The organism is Haloplanus litoreus (genome assembly GCF_045690335.1).
GTDB classification, from domain to species: domain Archaea; phylum Halobacteriota; class Halobacteria; order Halobacteriales; family Haloferacaceae; genus Haloplanus; species Haloplanus litoreus.
In genome coordinates this window covers 61932-78277 of record NZ_CP147876.1, presented here as the reverse complement: position 1 = coordinate 78277, position 16346 = coordinate 61932, and the positions used below count along the sequence as shown (strand labels likewise).

Sequence of the window (16346 nt, the reverse complement as noted above, 5' to 3'; positions counted from 1 at the left end):
CCGCAACCACCAGTTGTTCCTTCGTGGATCGGAGGTTGGCCCAGAATCTCCTTGACTGAGAGACTGCTGCTGATTTATAGGGTAAGTCGAAAGCGAATCTAGCCAAACGGGGACATATCATATTGAGGATCCTCACAGCCCACCTACAAGAACGTTGGTGCTACGCTAAAACCGAAAATTGCCTCATCAGGATGCTACATATTTATACTATGCCGGGGTCAAGTTCCTCTATGACAGACCCATCTGACGGTTCTGATTTCATCGCAGACGCTGAATGGCATAACGAATGGTGGGATACAGGCAATGGTTCACTATCTGAGTTAGAACAAACCGCTTCTCTAGACCCACGATCAGACTTACTCAAAGTACTGCAGTCCATTGATGACGAGCGAGAAGACGGTACTGAGAGTCTCGTATATCCCATTTACGGACCGACCGGAATCGGCAAAACGACGCTTCTTCAGCAATTCATCGCTGCAATCCTTGATTCAGACACCGTTGACTTCTCTCCCGGCCATCGGGATTTAGATATCGTCGGGTCCGTTGATCCACGCCAGATCCTCTATGTCCCTCTTGAGGATTCTCTCTACCATCTCGAACCTTCGAGCAATGCTGTGGAAAAACTGGAAAACGTTATCGATTATTTCCGTTCTCACGTCGCTCCACGTCGAGGTCGTAAGTACATCATCCTCGACGATATCGGGGCTCTGCGACTTGATGAAGATGAACAGAGCGCTCTTCTAGACCTCGTAGATGATGATACCTATCTATTGCTGACCGGCATTGTAGAATCGCAGGTTGACCTACGTGGGACCTCGGACTCAAGCGATGCCAAAATCAATTATCCTCGTGCGATGCTGCCGATGAAGTTCATCGACACCATCAAGCAGGGAGCATATGATGACTCTGCGTTACTCGAGACGGACCCTGATTTTGCTCTTCGCGTGGAGTCGCATCAAACCAGGAGTATGGACGGTGAGGCGCTGATAAAGGATGTCCGAAGTAATTTGTCGGAATCGGAAAACTTGGACGACGCGGTCGCGTCGCTGAATCAGCTTTACTTTGAAGCCTTCTCCGACGTTGAGCGAGATGGCCTGTATGAGGCCGCTCGTGAGTACCTGCAGAAAGGTGGAATCTTCCTACGTGCTACGGAAACCCCGGTCAAAAACGAGCTCATCCGATCTCACCTCCTCCTGTATCTCTACAAGGAACTCGCAGAGTATGAATCGATTCAACGCCCAGAGAATCTCCATCGGATCGCTTCATTAGCTGCGAGCCAAGCTGGGAATGAGCTTCGATATACGGACATCAGCGATCAGCTGGAAGTCGATCGGCGGACTATCGATTCGTACCTATCCGTCCTGGATGACGGACTCTCCGTTTCGGAATCCCACGACTTCTCACTTCAACGCCACCGCCGTACACGACTCTATCTCCGGAATCCGCGCCATGTTGTACTTCTGTCTCAACGTCAGGAACACCACGGATTCGAGACCTATGAGAAGACGCAATCGCTCAATCACGAGTTCGAGTACAAGCTAGCTCGAACCGTCGCGTTCGACCATGCTAAGCGACTGGCGTGGAGGGTTGGCGGCTCGGGTGACGAGGACCCTCAGGTCGAATACTTCGAGACTGAGTCGGGGACAGTCGACTACATCCTCCACAATGAGGATGGGGTAACTGTCCCGTTCGTTCTCTCTTATCATCCACACGCAGGGAATGCTGATGAAATCGCAGTAGAATTCGATCCTACTGTCGGGAAGCACCCGAAACCCGGCGGTGAGGAGCTTCTTGACCTCGATTACGAAGCCCCCTACAGGTTCATCATTGCGGATAGTCTGCCAAAGGAAGTGACGCAGTCGGGTTCACTCGTTGTGGAGCGAGATGGCGTCAACCTCTGTTACATTCCCTACTGGCTGTTCCTCCTCATTTGTTAACTATGAGATGTACCACCCCAGAACCGAACGGGTATTTTTACAACGGCTGGTCAGAAACACCGCAACATAGCCGCATACGGATGGTCAAATACCATACGGAAAACGGAGCTGAAGAACGACCATTCGACAGGAACATTGGGATTGCGTTCCTCGGTGCGCCTCAGTCTGAGCGGCCCCTCCAATCACGAACCTAATCATGTCTACGCAAACTACACGAGACGGTAATCGAGAACAGCTTCAGGAACTGCTACGGGATCTCTTCCAGTTCGATGCTGCCGATCTCGACTTTGGTGTCTACCGCATACTGAACCAGCGTCGAGACCGAATTGAGCAGTTCATCGAAGAAGATCTCCTCGACGCTGTTGACGAAAGTCTCGAATCTCTGGCTGATGCGAAGCGCGCCGAGATCGAAGAAGAGCTTGAGGAGAAAGCCGCAGAACTGCGTCAGGACTGGGACGACGATATCTTCAACCCCGATGGATCGCTGAAGGACCAGTACGCAAGTCTCGGACAGAAAGACCTCGAAGAGTACCAGGACCTCTGGGAGACGCGGGAAGACGTCGTCGTCGCTGAGGAGACCGAAGCCCGTATCTTCAACGACCTGTACCGGTTCTTTTCCCGGTACTACGAAGACGGTGACTTTCACACCAAGCGCCGGATCTCCTCAAAGGACTCGAAGTACTACGTCCCGTACAATGGGGAAGAGACGTATTTCCACTGGGCAAACAACGACCAGTACTACGTCAAAACAGGCGAGCACTTCACGGACTATCGATTTGATGCCAACAAGTGGACCGTGGAGTTCCGCTTAGAGGAGGCGGATGTACCGCAGGACAACGTGAAGGGGGACAGCCGATACTTCGTGCTTGGCCGTGGTGACCCGGTTTCGACGGACGCGGACGAGCAGGCGGTGACGATTCGATTCCAGTACCGACAGATCACGGAAGACGAGGCCGACGACTACGTCGAGGCATACAACGAGGCGACAGACGACGACCGAAGCTCATTCGCGCACATGACGCCCGAGATGCGGTGTGAGGCTCTCGAAGGCCGTATCTTAAGCTACGTGGAGGACGCAGATGCTGAACGCATCCTCACCGCTGAGAAAGAGGATGACGCCACCTCGACGGTACTGAAAAGTCACCTCAACCGGTACGTCTCGGAGAACTCCATGGACTACTTCGTCCACAAGGACCTCCAGAAGTTCCTTGAGGACGAGCTCGAGTTCTTCCTCCAGAATGAGGTTCTCGACGTCGACGAACTGATCAAGGCGAACGACGGTTCGTCTCCCCCGGTGCTTCGTGCCCGGACAGTGCGCGATATTGCGGAACGCATCATCTCGTTCCTCGCGCAGATTGAGGAGTTCCAGAAGCGGCTCTTCGAGAAGAAGAAGTTTGTCGTCCAGACCGACTACATGGTCACGCTCGACCAGGTCCCTGACGACCTACACGACGAGATTCTTGAAAACGACGAGCAGCTGGAACAGTGGCGGGAGGTCTACAATACGGACCAGTGGGATACGGATCTGAAGTGGCAGGGTGAGTTCGATCAGACGTTCTTGAATAACCACCCCTACGTGATGATCGACACCGCGCTGTTCGATAACGAGTTCAAGCTGAAACTCTTGTCTGCATTCAAGGATATCGAAGAAGCCACGGACGGAGTCCTACTGAATAGCGAGAACTTCCAAGCATTGAATCTCCTCATGGAGAAGTATCGTAATCAGGTTGACTGTACGTACATCGACCCGCCGTACAACACAGGGGGACGTGACTTCCTGTATAAGGACCGCTACCAGCACTCGTCCTGGCTCTCGATGATGGCGGATCGAGTAAACCTCTCAAAAGGTCTGTTGGGAAAGGAGGGCTCTATTTTCACAAACATCGACGACAACGAGCAGGGGAATCTGAATCAGTTGATGGCTGAGATCTATGGTGAGGAGAATTTTGTAGCGAATATCATCTGGCAAAAGAAGTATGCCCCTCAGAACGATGCCACGTGGTTCAGTGATGACCACGACTACATTCCAGTATGGGCGAAGGACAAGAGTGTCTGGAGGCCGGAAAAGCTACCCCGGACTGAGAAACAAAACAAGAGTTATACGAATCCTGACGATGATCCTCGTGGGCCTTGGATGTCGGACAACTATACCTCAAATAAGTCCAAGGATGAACGACCTAATCTCTATTATCCGATTGAGAATCCCAACACCGGAGAAAAAATATTCCCAACGGAGGATCGGGTTTGGGCGTATTCAGAAGAGGAGCACCAGAGGCACGTAGAAGACAATCGTATCTGGTGGGGGAAAGATGGAACGAATAGTTCTCCTCGGTATAAGAGATTCCTCAGTGAAGTCGGAGGGGTTGTACCTCGAACTTTCTGGAGTTATGAGAAGGCGGGTCACAATCAGGAGGCAGTTCGGGAGCTACAGGCACTATTCAAAGAGAACCCCTTCTCAAGCCCAAAACCGCCAAAGCTCATGAAACGCATTCTCCGTATTGCCCCCGGAGATGTGGTTCTTGATTTCTTTGCGGGGTCTGGTACAACGGCCCAGGCAGTAATGGAGCTTAATCGAGAAGACGACGAGGAGGAGAGGACGTATCTCATGGTTGAAATGGGTGACTACTTCGACACTGTCCTTAGACCTCGTATTCAGAAGATCGCCTTCAGTAATGAGTGGTCTGAGGGTGTCCCTGAAACCCGCGACGGTCAGACACACTTGGTGAAATACCACCGTCTCGAATCCTACGAGGATGCACTCAACAATATTGTTCTGAGTGAATCCAGCGGTCCCTTGCAGGATTACTTGGAGGAAGAAGTGGACGACTATACGTCGGGATATATGCTTGACTTCGAATCACAAGACAGCGCTTCACTTCTCCCAGAAGGTACGTTCGACGAACCGTTTAGCCACGAGCTGAAAATCGAGCAGAACGGAACGAGCCGTGAGCCAACGACCGTCGACCTCGTCGAGACGTTCCACTACCTCATCGGAGCTGATGTCCGACAGTACTGGCAGGAGACCCATCAGGAGCGCAAATACGTTGTGACCGAGTGTGAGGTCGATACTGAGTCGGGGGTTGAAACAGTCCTCACAGCGTGGCGACCGACGGAGGACATTGACTACGAAGAAGAGAAAGATTGGTTCGACGATGAATTCGACAGCAAATCGTACGATCGCGTCTACGTGAACGGCGAGAGCCAGATCGCGCAGGCAGAACCGCTCGAAATCATGTTCCGAGAGAAGATGGAGGAGAGCCCCAATGTCGCGTAGTGCGCTTGAGAAGCTACGGAAGCGAATGGCGTTGACGGCCTACTTCCGTGATGCCTTCGGCGTTGACGACCCGAACGACCCCAGCTCAGTGCGCCAGTACTACGAGGAACTGGACAACCAGGAAGAGGGGTACGACGACGAGGGGCGTAGCGACGTCTATCGGTTCGTCTCGTTCAAATCCGATGGTGATGTTCTGACGCCTGAACAGCTGCTTCAGTACGACGAGAACGTCAGAGCACACACTGAAGCACTCAACGAACGGCGATCTGACCCGATCACGCTGAAGCCGTTCCAGGTGCTGGCGTGTCTGATGACGGAGGCGTATCTCGATAGAGTGGTGAACAATCGAGAAGCGTTTCTGGCCAACCTCAACGAGTTTGTTAACGAGCAGAACGAGGAAAAAGGACGGATCAAGTTCCCCAAGTTCGACGATAGTGATCTCGACAAACTAGCGTTCTGGATGGCAACGGGCAGTGGAAAGACACTGCTCATGCACATCAACTACTACCAGTATCTCGATTACGTAGAGGACTCGGAGGACCTCCCAGAGAACATTCTCCTCGTGACACCGAATGAAGGCCTCTCGGAGCAGCACATCGAGGACCTGCACGAGAGTAGCATTCCGTGTCACCACTTCAATGCAGATACTATCGAACTGCAAGGCGCCGGCGAAAATCCAGTTAAGGTCATCGAGATACAGAAACTGGTCGAAGAGAAGGAAGGCGAGGGGCTCAGCGTAGAGGTCGAATCATTCGGACACAACAATCTGGTCCTCGTCGACGAAGGGCACAAGGGATCTGGAAAGGGCCAGACGTGGCGGAAGCTTCGCGAGAGTCTCGCCGAAGACGGATTTACTTTCGAATACAGTGCGACGTTCGGGCAGGCACTTTCGAAGGCAAGCGTCGATGTTGAGGAAGAGTACGGGAAGTCAATCCTCTTCGACTATTCGTATCCCCGGTTCTACGATGACGGATACGGGAAGGACTACCATATTGTGAATCTGGAGAGTGAGGTCGATACTGACCTCCGTGATCGGTATCTGCTTGCGAATCTCCTTACCTACTACGAGCAGATTCACGTGTTCAACCAAGACCCAGATACGGTCCGGAACACGTACAATATCAAATTCCCACTTCTCGTCTTCGTTGGCCACACGGTGAACGCAGCGACACAATCCGAGGTCAGCAAAAACGAGGACCGGACCCTCACCGACGTCGAGAAGTCGTTGAACTTCATGGCTAAAGTTCTCAGAAACGAGGACAATTGGGTACCGGAGGCTATCGACCGCGTTCTTCAGAAAGACGCCGGGTTGGTCGACGATGATGAGATCGATCCGTTTGGCGACGCGCTTGAAGCGCTCCGCGACACCGATCTCGACGGCGATGATATCTACGATCAGCTACTGGAGGAGATGTTCCACGTTCGTGCGTCGTCCGGCCTGGATCTCGTCAACATCGAGAATGCAGACGGGGAGATCGGTCTTCGGGCGAGCGGGACAGATGATTACTTTGGTGTGATTAATATCGGTGGGGACCGGGTGTTCCTCGACCGAGTCGAAGGTGAGTACGAGCACATCACCGTTGAATCAGACCAGTTCAAGAAATCGCTCTTCCGTTCCATCAACAAGCGCGACTCACCGATTAACGTGCTTATGGGGTCGCGAAAGTTTATCGAGGGATGGGACTCTTGGCGTGTTTCCACGATGGGCCTAATGAACTTCGGGCGGGGAGAAGGGTCTCAAGTCATCCAGCTCTTCGGGAGAGGAGTCCGACTTCTGGGAAAAGACCGAACGCTCAAACGGTCTTCAGAACTTGAAGTAGACCCGCCATCGAACCTTCCGCTTCTGGAGACGCTGAACGTCTTCGGCGTTCGTGCCGATTACATGGCGCAGTTCCGGGACTACCTCTCCGATGAGGGGATCGACACCGAGCCGCGTGAAGTCGTAGAGATCGAGACTCAAACCCAGGACCATTTCCAGAACCAGGGATTGTTAGTTGTACGACCAGAGGTTGATTCTGAGTACGTCGACGAGGTCAACCTGGAGCTTGAAGCTACAGGCGATATCACGCCCGAGATAGACATTATGCCCCAAGTTGGGGTACTGTCGTCCCGTGATGAATCCGCGAACGAGGTTGATGAGAAAGAGCCTCAGACAATCCCAGAAGAGTATCTCGACTTATTGGACTGGCACGAGATCTACCGAAAGGTCTGGCAGTTCCGCAAAGAGAAGGGATACCGGAATCTGGTCTGTGAGAAGAGAATACTGCAAAAGATCCTCTCCAACGAGTATTATACGCTGTACTGCCCGGAGTCAATGCTCGAGGTTGAGCACGTCGACGACCTTGAGCAGATACAGCAGATTGCCGTGATGGTTCTCCGGAAATACATCAAGGAGTTCTATTCTGGACGACAGAGCAATTGGGAACAGAGCCAGCTGTCCTACGTCCCGATGGACGATGAGCTAACTCGCGAACAGGGGAATTTCTTCGATAGGTACACGCTGTCAGTCAAAACGAGCGCCGAGGACTTCCTGAGCGAACTGCAGGAAGCAGTCGAGGACGACTCGTTGTACACAAATGCTGACGGGAAACCGAATCGAGTTCATTTCGACCGCCACCTGTATTTCCCACTTATCGCTGAGGAGACAAGTATTGACGAAGAGGACATCGACTATTCGCCACCACCGCTGAACAAAGGCGAGAAACGGCTCGTGACAAATCTAAAAAGCTATTTCCAATCCCCCGACGGCCAGAATATCCTCGATTCATGGGAGGTATATCTTCTCAGAAATCAATCACGGGGGAAAGGCGTCGGGTTGCTCAGCGATGGGAATCGGTTCTTCCCGGACTTCATCATGTGGCTTCAGAACGGAGACACTCAGCACATTGTTTTCCTGGAACCGCACGGTATGGTTCGAGAAGGAGAGCCAGTGGAAGACCACCGCGTTAAATTCTATGACGGAATCGATTCGTACGAGAGTGAACTAGCAGAGCGGACGGGCAAAGACCACGTCTCCCTACATTCCTACGTCATCTCCCAGACGAATTTGAACGACCTTCGAGACTTGTCGCGGGTGGACACTCGCGAAGAGTTCCACGAGGCAGGACTCTACTTCCCAAACGAGGTTAGCCAGATCGTAGAAGACGTGCTCGAAAGTGCGTCTGCAGAATCGCAGAAAACGACCGCCGAATAACGCGAACGGAGTTTATCCATTGAAGGACATTCCCCAACCTGCTTCTGAGCCGTATTCGGTGTCGGACATAGTGCGTATCTATCTCGGTCCCGATGATCCAGATAGCCGATACCATGGAATGATTTGCGAGATCACGGAAGTTGCGATTGACGACTTAGATTCTCAAACTGGTCGGTCGTTAGATGCGTATACGTATACTGTCCAATCTCTGGAAACAGAGGAGGAACTTCCAATTTCATTCCGTCACCGCGACGTAGTCCCAGCAGGGTGAATTAGCAAAAAAGAGTTCAAAATCTGAGATATAGTGGTTAAGAACAGGACTGGACTTTTTCTTGGTGACTACCACAACTGGAAACGGTCTCTGGAGTAGAGTTCTATATTAGAACGGGAGGGTCTCGACGAAGTCGTTCACTGATTGTAGAATTCGGTCCTGTCGCCTCTCTGCCTTCCTGAGGGTCTCTTCTTGCAACTGATCAAGCTCCCAGAGCATATAGTCGAGCTCTCCATCAGCGACATAGCCAATGATCTCCTCCACATCGTTCTGAACCCATTGCCGTGTTTCCTCTTTATCCAAATCCGTCTCAACCGTCTGAGCGTCAGAGACGACTATGTTTGTGACCTCCCCAACGGTACGGTCTATGGCCAGGCCGGACCCTTCAGCAAATGCAACTCTGATTCCCCAGTGGATCTGACTTAGCACCCAAGCATACGCCCTCCAGCCGATGGACCGTCCAACGACATTGATTAGCTGTTGATTCACCCAGCCGGTGGCACCGAATGCTACCCGGTACGATGCTCCGATGCCGGTGACGAGAAGAACAACCTCGACTACGGCCAAAGCCACATACTTGAAAAATTCCAGGTAGGCGCTTTCAGCGACCTGTTCATCACGCTCGAGTGATTTGTGAATCGAGCAGCCAGAGTCAAGGACACCTTTGATGCTCCCGATCAAGGGGATGTATTTCGTAATGCTCCGGGCGTCTTCAGCGAAGCTTTCCAGCCTATCGGCCACTGAATCGGCGAAAACATCGAGTTCGCTGACGAAGTATACGATATCTTGGAGATATTCAACAATCCAATTGTACGCCTCTGGGTTCTGTTTGAGATTGGATAAGCTGATTTGCTCTAACTGACTTAGAAATCCAGCATCGGCGGAGTGTTCCTCGTCTTCCTGGTCAGCTAGCTTTCCATATGCATAGCAAACGAAATTGACGGCCTCCCCGACCTCATTCTCAAGATCTTTCCTCTCCCAATCGTCGTCGAAGAAGTCTACAACAGCAAGCCCAAATTCATCGATAAACTCGTGAGAGGGGCTCGCGGCAGAGATCGTAGGGAAACGAACAGTTGCAGCAGAAATTGATGCAGCTGATTTGAGGTACGTCCTTCGATTCATTCGTTGATAATTAGTTTTGTTTCCTGAGTCAAGGACGAACTATACAGCAGCACCAAAGAACAGATCATGAATGAAATTCGCTAACCATGCGACTACTCCGAGATAAGCGGACAGCCCACTCAGAACAACGAATACTACAAGAAGAGCAATCACTAGACGCCAGTTATCTGGTTGCGGGTTCCTCGATCGGCTGCGTCGACGCATGCTATATCAATAACTGGCCGAGGATTGGTTTGAGATCAGAGTTCTCGGTATATCCTCCTTCTTGAAGTTCGGTATCAGTCAGGATCCGCTCTTCAGGCGTCGAACCAGATCCGCCCCCACCCCAACGTGAGGATAGAGCCCGTCGAATGATTCCACCGGTGATAGTGAGGAATAGCTCAATAGCAACGACGAAGGCTGCAGTAGCGAGCGTGTACAGTACTGCTGCTTCAAGGTGTGTTGCACTCATATTCGCCATCGACGTTTTCTCGTAGATGAGCAGGAGCTCAATTCCACCAAGAAAGGCAGCTACTAGGGTTAGAACGCTCCACGCGAATAACGTCATACGTTCCTGCATCGAACAGCGAATCGCTGCGCCGAGCGTTCCAAGCGCACCGACCACGAGCAGTGACGTAGTGATCGAATCAAATCCTCTCTCTGGGAGAAGTCGCCAGTATCCGATTGTCACGAATAGTACACCCACTACGAAGATCGCATGTCGTGGGGCAAGGCTGTAGTTCCATTTGAGCCAATCGGGAACTGCGAGCATACGTACTACATACAAGACATAGTTAATAAATTATTCGTATAGAATCATCCCAAAGGAGAAATTATTGAAACTAGCGTGAGTCAAGAGTGTCAAAGTTAACCAACAGAGTGAGCCATGCGACAATTTGTTGGTTAATCTGAATAGGTGGCAGAAGCCACGTTTTCCTAGGACTTCCGGAAAGCTGAGTTCGGATTAGAGTAGAATAAGCCGCGCAGAGAGGTAAATCGATACTGATGAGCTGTAGGAATATGCTTTCCTGAAACAACCCAAATACGCTTATATATCCTGCCACAGAAGGATTTCCTCAACCACAGATGATCCGCGATGCTCGCGTTCTCCGGGCCGGGTTCGTCCCTCGGGAAGTTGAGCATCGCGACGCCGAAGTCAACCATCTCTCTAGCGTCCTCGAGCCCATCACGAACGGCGAACCAGCCGACACAGCTATCGTCACCGGACCCAGCGGAACGGGGAAGACGTGCATCTCGAAGTTCGTCACCGAACGCCTACGTGAGGAGGTCCTCGACGTCGAGGCCATCTACGTCAACTGCTGGCGTAACTACACCCGATTTCGGACGCTCTACCAGATCCTCGATGACCTCGGCGCGACCATCGACATCCACCGGCAGTCGACTCCCCACGACGAACTCGTCGACCGCCTCCAGCAGCATGACGGCCCGCGAACCGTCGTCATCCTTGACGAGGTCGACCAGCTCGAAGACCCCAGCGTCATCTACGACCTTCACAGTCTCCCGCAGTTCGCGATCATCTGCATCGCGAACAAGGAAGAGGAGCTGTTCAGCCGCGTCGACGATCGCCTCGTGAGCCGGCTGCGCTCCAGCGAACACGTCCGGATGGACAAGTACCACGACGAGCAGCTGTACGATATCCTGAGTGCTCGGGCAAAGTGGGGACTCGACGAGGACATCATCACTGACGACCAGCTCTACCGGATCGCCGACGCGGCCGCCGGCGACGCCCGCCTCGCAATCGGCATCCTCCGAACGTCCGCCGGCAAGGCTGATCGCGAGAACCACGAGCGCATCACCGACGACATTCTCCTGGACGCCGCCGAGGATGCTCGGGCCCAAATCAAGCAGAAGAGCCTCGACTCGCTCACGCCGCACCAGCGCGTCGTCTACGATATCGTTCGCGAGCACGGGCCGGTCGGGCCGAGCGAAATCCACGAACGCTATTCCGAGGACGTCGATGATCCGCGGACGAAACGGACTATCCGCACGTACCTCTCGAAGATGGAGCAGTACAACCTCCTTGAGGCGGAAGGGACGAGTCGGGACCGAGAGTACTCGCTCGTCGATTCAGCGGCGACGTCGCCGATGCAGTGACCGTGACGCCGTCAGCTATCAGGAACTGAACTCGTCGAGGCCCGATTGCTCGTGGTCCAGTGGCTCGATGACCTGGGGATCGTCGTTGCCGGGGTTGTTGACCCGCGTCGAAATCTCGTAGGCGTCCAGATCGTCCTCCGGGTACGGCTGGCACAGTTCCTTGCGGGTGTCCGGGTCTGCGGCGAGCCAGTCGGATTCGGCGTCCCTCGGGAGGACGACCGGCATCCGGTCGTGGATTGAGTTCATCAGGTCGTTCGGCTCCGTCGTGAGAATCGTGACGCACGAAATCGCCTCGTCCTCGCCCTCCCAGACGTCCCAGAGGCCGGCCATCGCGAACGCGGGATCGTCCTCGCGGTGAATCCGGTAGGGCTGTTTCGATCCGCCGTTCGGCGATTTCCACTCGTAGAACCCTGACGAGGGGACTAGACAGGGGCGGGATTCCCACGCCCGCTCGAAGACGCGTTTCTCGTCAGCAGTCTCGGAGCGAGCGTTGATGATGCCCTCCTCGGGCTCATCCGCCCAGAACGGAATCAGCCCCCAGTGGTAGGCGTCGATCTCGTCGGAGGCCTCGTTCGTGATGATGTGGAGGTCGTCGCCAGGAGCGATGTTGTACCGGGGTGTGTACCCGCCGTCTGCGACGACCTCGGCGTCGAAGCGAGCCTCGAGGTCTGCTTGGTCGATGAAGAGCGAGTTCCGGCCACACATACTAGAGAGTTCGGAGGGAGGCATCTTCAACGTGGTCGCACAGGAACTTCGTGGAACCAACGTGCTTAACCAACATACGCCCCGTCATCCATAGAGTGTTGGTTAACGGAGGCAGTACTAGACAAGTCTGATTCTGGAAACTTCACGGAACCGGACGCACGATCCCAAAATTCGGCGACTAACTCACCCACACCGTAACTTAGCAGCTCAGCTAGGCCTTCGAGTTGATCCGGGGCAGGATACACCCGGAATTCGATGGGCGACGACAGAGTATAAATACTCATCCTCCGTTCTGGTGACCATGTCCAGACAGGTCTCGGATTATTTGTCTGAAATAAACGACCATATCTTTCTTCCCGGCCTCCAGCGGGAGTTTGTCTGGAATCCCAGGCAGATTGAGGAACTGTTCGATTCATTGATTCGAGACTATCCAATCGGAGCCATAACTGAATGGAGAGTTCGAGCGGCCAATATCAGCGACTACAACTCGTATAATTTCCTGCGGATGTACGTTGCCGATGACTATCGGCCACCGGATCCAGTTTTGGCGGAATACGACCTCTACAATCAGGAGGTTGAAGACAAAGAACCGGAGATTCTGATTATAGACGGCCAGCAGCGCTTGAACTCGCTCTATATCGGTGTCGAGGGTGGAATAACAGTATATAATGGCGGACGGGGGAAGCCCAGTGATGAGCTCCAGTACTGGGAAGGCCAGCGGCTGTGTGTTGACCTATTCGGTCACCCAGAGTACGATCGCGACGATACAGCAGGCGACTACGAGTTTGAGTTCAAATCGACAGGGAAGTTTGGAGGAACGGACGAGACGGGCTATACCATGACCGGCGAAACGCGACACCTGTGGATGCCGGTCGGGGAGTTATGGAACGGAGGCGACGAATGTGGCACCGGGAACTCCACGGTACTTGAGGGAAGATCGCTTAGCGAAGTCGTCGATGAATACGTGGATACCGCCGAACTGAGGGCGGATAACGAAACCCGCTACCAACTGCGCAGTATTTCGATGGCCGTCGCGAGAGACATTACGAGCAACGTTCTACAGGACGATCTCGAAACGGACAGTACGAACAAGGATAGATCCGAAATTCCCGAGATATTCACGAGGCTGAACATGGAGGGCTCTGATCCGAAGCCCTACCAGCTCCTCCTCTCAAAACTAATGAGTTATTGGCCGTACGCAGAAGAGGAGGACGAGCGGATCAATCCTAGGGAGGTCATCCAAGATTGGATTGACGAATTTAAACAGAAGTTCCCTGAGTATGAGCAAGAAATCGACCGGAAGCTGTTCCTCCGGTATACAGCATACTTAGTCGGAACAGACCTCCTCCGCAGCAATCTTAGCAGTATCGACGAAGAAAGAATGGACGAGATGCGCGAGCGGTGGCTGTATAATGAGCCCGTCGTCGCCGGACGGCGCTTCGAGTGGTTTCGGACATCGCTTGAGAAGGCATTCCAGACAGTAATCGAGAGCGGGATTCGGAGCTCGGTTATGAACACAATGCCGATCTTCGCCCTGCTTGGCGTGTTCTATTACCAGAATCCGGATGCTGAGGTCTCCGACGCGAACCGCGAGAGTGTTTTCCAGTTCGTCGCAAGAGCCCTCTTGCTGAACAAGTACTACCAGGTTCTGACCTACGGCAAGTGCCGCAACTGGATGCGATACCTTCGTGAATGGGAACCAGACCCCAACGAACCAATCGTTTTCCCTGGAGACGAACTATTTGAATCGGAGAACATCAGCCCATCTGCTGAAGACATCCGTCGAGTCGTAGCCAACGCTCGTTACGAGAGCAGTCCAGGAGAGCCTGTATTTACCGACACAGACGTCACGGCAGTACTCGGCCTCATCGAGGAATCGTATACTCAATCGACGTCCACCAGTATTGGCAACTACTCGGTTGACCACATCTACCCGAAAAGCAGGAAAGAGTCCGTATCTGAATCTATTGGCGAGACTGTTGATCTTAATCGAATCGGGAATCTACAGCTGTTGCCACACGAGATGAACGAAGAGATCAAAAGCGATCAGTGGCCCCACGACTGGTTGGACGACCTCGGCAACGCCGAGGCTGAGCGTATCCAACGTATCAATCAGTATCCCGATATCGAGCCGACCCCGGAGAACGCACAAGCGTTTATTCAGGCTCGCGAAGAGCAGATTACCGACTACTTGATAGACAAATACGTGAAGTGAAGAGAGAACTCCAAGTCGCAGTTTCCTTAGAATTTTCACAGAAATCAAACTGAGACACTGGCCTACTGAGCTCCTTACGTATTAACCAACAGAAAGAGGGCATATGCATCCAATTGTTGGTTAACGGAGGAGGCGCCTCATATCGGAATTGCTCTCGGAAGTGTTCATCCTAACACGAAAACACGCAAACAGCGACGCCACTCGTTGTATTCTGATCGATTCCCTGAAACGCGGAAGCGACACGCCGCGGCTTATCGGGAACGTAGACAACTAGTCGAGTATGGGAGAACACTCAACGTCGAACCGATTGGCGGTGGACCAGCCGACACGGGGAGCCGACCGCAATCGGTCCCTCGCTGACCAGGCCGATCCGGCTACGGACGGGATGTTGTTGCCGCAGCTCGATGACGGCATCACGCTGCTCGACGTCGAGGGAGGCCGCGGCGTCCCGATCCTGCAGTCGCTCGTGCTCGACCATCTCCTCCTGCACGACGGGCCCGCCTTCTGGGTCGACGCAAATGGTCACGCGACGACGACGACACTCGCTCAAATCGCGCCCAGTCAACGGCTGCTCAACCGAATCCACGTGGCACGCGGATTCACCGCCTACCAGCACTACGGCGCCGTCTGTGATCTCCCGACAGCAGTGAACAAGTCGATCCAGATGTCCACCACCGACGCCAGGACGGCCGGTCGAGGGACGCCAGGTCGTGACGTGGACACGTCGCCCCACACACCCGCCCTCATCGTCGCGCCGGCCGTCGACGCCCAGTATCGCGCCAACGATACCCTCGGCGAGACCCACGCGAAAACCCTTCAGGCTCGAACTCTCGCCCGGTTGGCGACCTACGCCGATGGGTACGACATCCCGGTGCTCGTTACGCGAAACGAACGAAACGAATTCACCGAGCCAGTCGCGACGGTCGCCGACCACCACCTAGAGTGCGAGCAGACGCGGATGGGCCCACGGGTCGTCGGCGAGGACTTCGAGACGCTCATCTATCCCGTCGACGACGGCGCGTACTACCAAACGACGTTCGCGTACTGGCGGCAGCTGCTCGCGGCACGCGCCACGCAGGTCGGCGTGGAGCCGACGACGCCGGCGCCGTCGACTCCGACCCCGGAAGGTGTCGGGACGGGCGTCACCACTGACGGTAAGACGGTGGCGGCCACCGCAGATCCCTTGCTCGATGCGTGGACCGCAACCGGGGCAGGAGGACGATAGCGATGGGGCGTACGAACCCAACCTACCGAGATGCGCTGCAGGCAATCGAAGAGCGCTGGGCTGAGTTCCGCCGGGCACTGCGGCGTCGCGACCAACCGCACTTCGACCGGCTGTTCGAGTACGCCCGCGAGCACGCCGACGCGAGCGGGCTGTTGAACCACCAGAACCCGCTGCTGCCGGCGCTGCTCAGCATCGATCTCGAACAGGAGTCCCGCCTCGACGACCACGAAGAGCGCCTCGAGGAGCTCGAAGCCGCGGTCGCAGCACGCGATGACCAAGAGAGCGCCCCACCGGACGCGAACCCGTGACG

General features: G+C 54.1%; 10 protein-coding genes. 7 read left to right on the top strand and 3 right to left on the bottom strand.

Going from position 1 to position 16346, the window contains the following annotated elements; all coding sequences use genetic code 11:
- Positions 1-230 precede the first annotated feature (230 nt).
- The 3 genes from V8686_RS18130 to V8686_RS18120 all read left to right on the top strand — a co-directional run bounded on the left by V8686_RS18130 (position 231) and on the right by V8686_RS18120 (position 8404).
- Positions 231-1937: a DUF4143 domain-containing protein gene (locus V8686_RS18130; protein WP_340696189.1), complete on the top strand. Its 1707-nt coding sequence runs from the start codon at positions 231-233 to the stop codon at positions 1935-1937.
- A 196-nt stretch (positions 1938-2133) separates the two neighbouring features.
- On the top strand, positions 2134-5211 hold the full coding sequence (locus tag V8686_RS18125) for a site-specific DNA-methyltransferase (RefSeq protein ID WP_340696188.1): 3078 nt from the start codon (positions 2134-2136) through the stop codon (positions 5209-5211).
- A complete protein-coding gene (locus V8686_RS18120) occupies positions 5201-8404 on the top strand; it encodes a DEAD/DEAH box helicase family protein (protein WP_340696187.1) in 3204 nt (1067 codons plus the stop codon). The genes V8686_RS18125 and V8686_RS18120 overlap by 11 nt, the downstream gene beginning before the upstream one ends.
- A 379-nt stretch (positions 8405-8783) precedes the next feature.
- Here V8686_RS18120 and V8686_RS18115 read toward each other — a convergent pair whose 3' ends face one another.
- Positions 8784-9797 (bottom strand): hypothetical protein, encoded by a 1014-nt coding sequence (locus tag V8686_RS18115; protein ID WP_340696185.1) that lies wholly within the window; start codon positions 9795-9797, stop codon positions 8784-8786.
- Positions 9798-10002: 205 nt separating this feature from the next.
- A complete protein-coding gene (locus V8686_RS18110; protein WP_340696184.1) occupies positions 10003-10548 on the bottom strand; it encodes a hypothetical protein in 546 nt (181 codons plus the stop codon).
- A gap of 314 nt (positions 10549-10862) precedes the next feature.
- Here V8686_RS18110 and V8686_RS18105 point away from each other — a divergent pair, with 314 nt between their 5' ends.
- Positions 10863-11891 carry a Cdc6/Cdc18 family protein gene (locus V8686_RS18105; protein WP_340696183.1) on the top strand — a complete coding sequence of 343 codons (1029 nt, stop codon included), beginning with the start codon at positions 10863-10865 and terminating at the stop codon, positions 11889-11891.
- Positions 11892-11909: 18 nt separating this feature from the next.
- Here the strand turns inward: V8686_RS18105 and V8686_RS18100 are convergent, their stop codons facing one another.
- Positions 11910-12596, bottom strand: coding sequence for an SOS response-associated peptidase (locus tag V8686_RS18100; RefSeq protein WP_340696182.1), 687 nt, complete (start codon positions 12594-12596; stop codon positions 11910-11912).
- Between the two features lie 301 nt (positions 12597-12897).
- Here V8686_RS18100 and V8686_RS18095 point away from each other — a divergent pair, with 301 nt between their 5' ends.
- From V8686_RS18095 to V8686_RS18085, 3 genes are all read left to right on the top strand, one after another.
- Positions 12898-14811: a DUF262 domain-containing protein gene (locus V8686_RS18095; RefSeq protein ID WP_340696181.1), complete on the top strand. Its 1914-nt coding sequence runs from the start codon at positions 12898-12900 to the stop codon at positions 14809-14811.
- 280 nt (positions 14812-15091) lie between these two features.
- On the top strand, positions 15092-16036 hold the full coding sequence (locus V8686_RS18090; RefSeq protein ID WP_379707013.1) for a hypothetical protein: 945 nt from the start codon (positions 15092-15094) through the stop codon (positions 16034-16036).
- A gap of 2 nt (positions 16037-16038) precedes the next feature.
- Positions 16039-16344: a hypothetical protein gene (locus tag V8686_RS18085; protein ID WP_340696179.1), complete on the top strand. Its 306-nt coding sequence runs from the start codon at positions 16039-16041 to the stop codon at positions 16342-16344.
- The last annotated feature ends 2 nt before the right edge of the window (positions 16345-16346 follow it).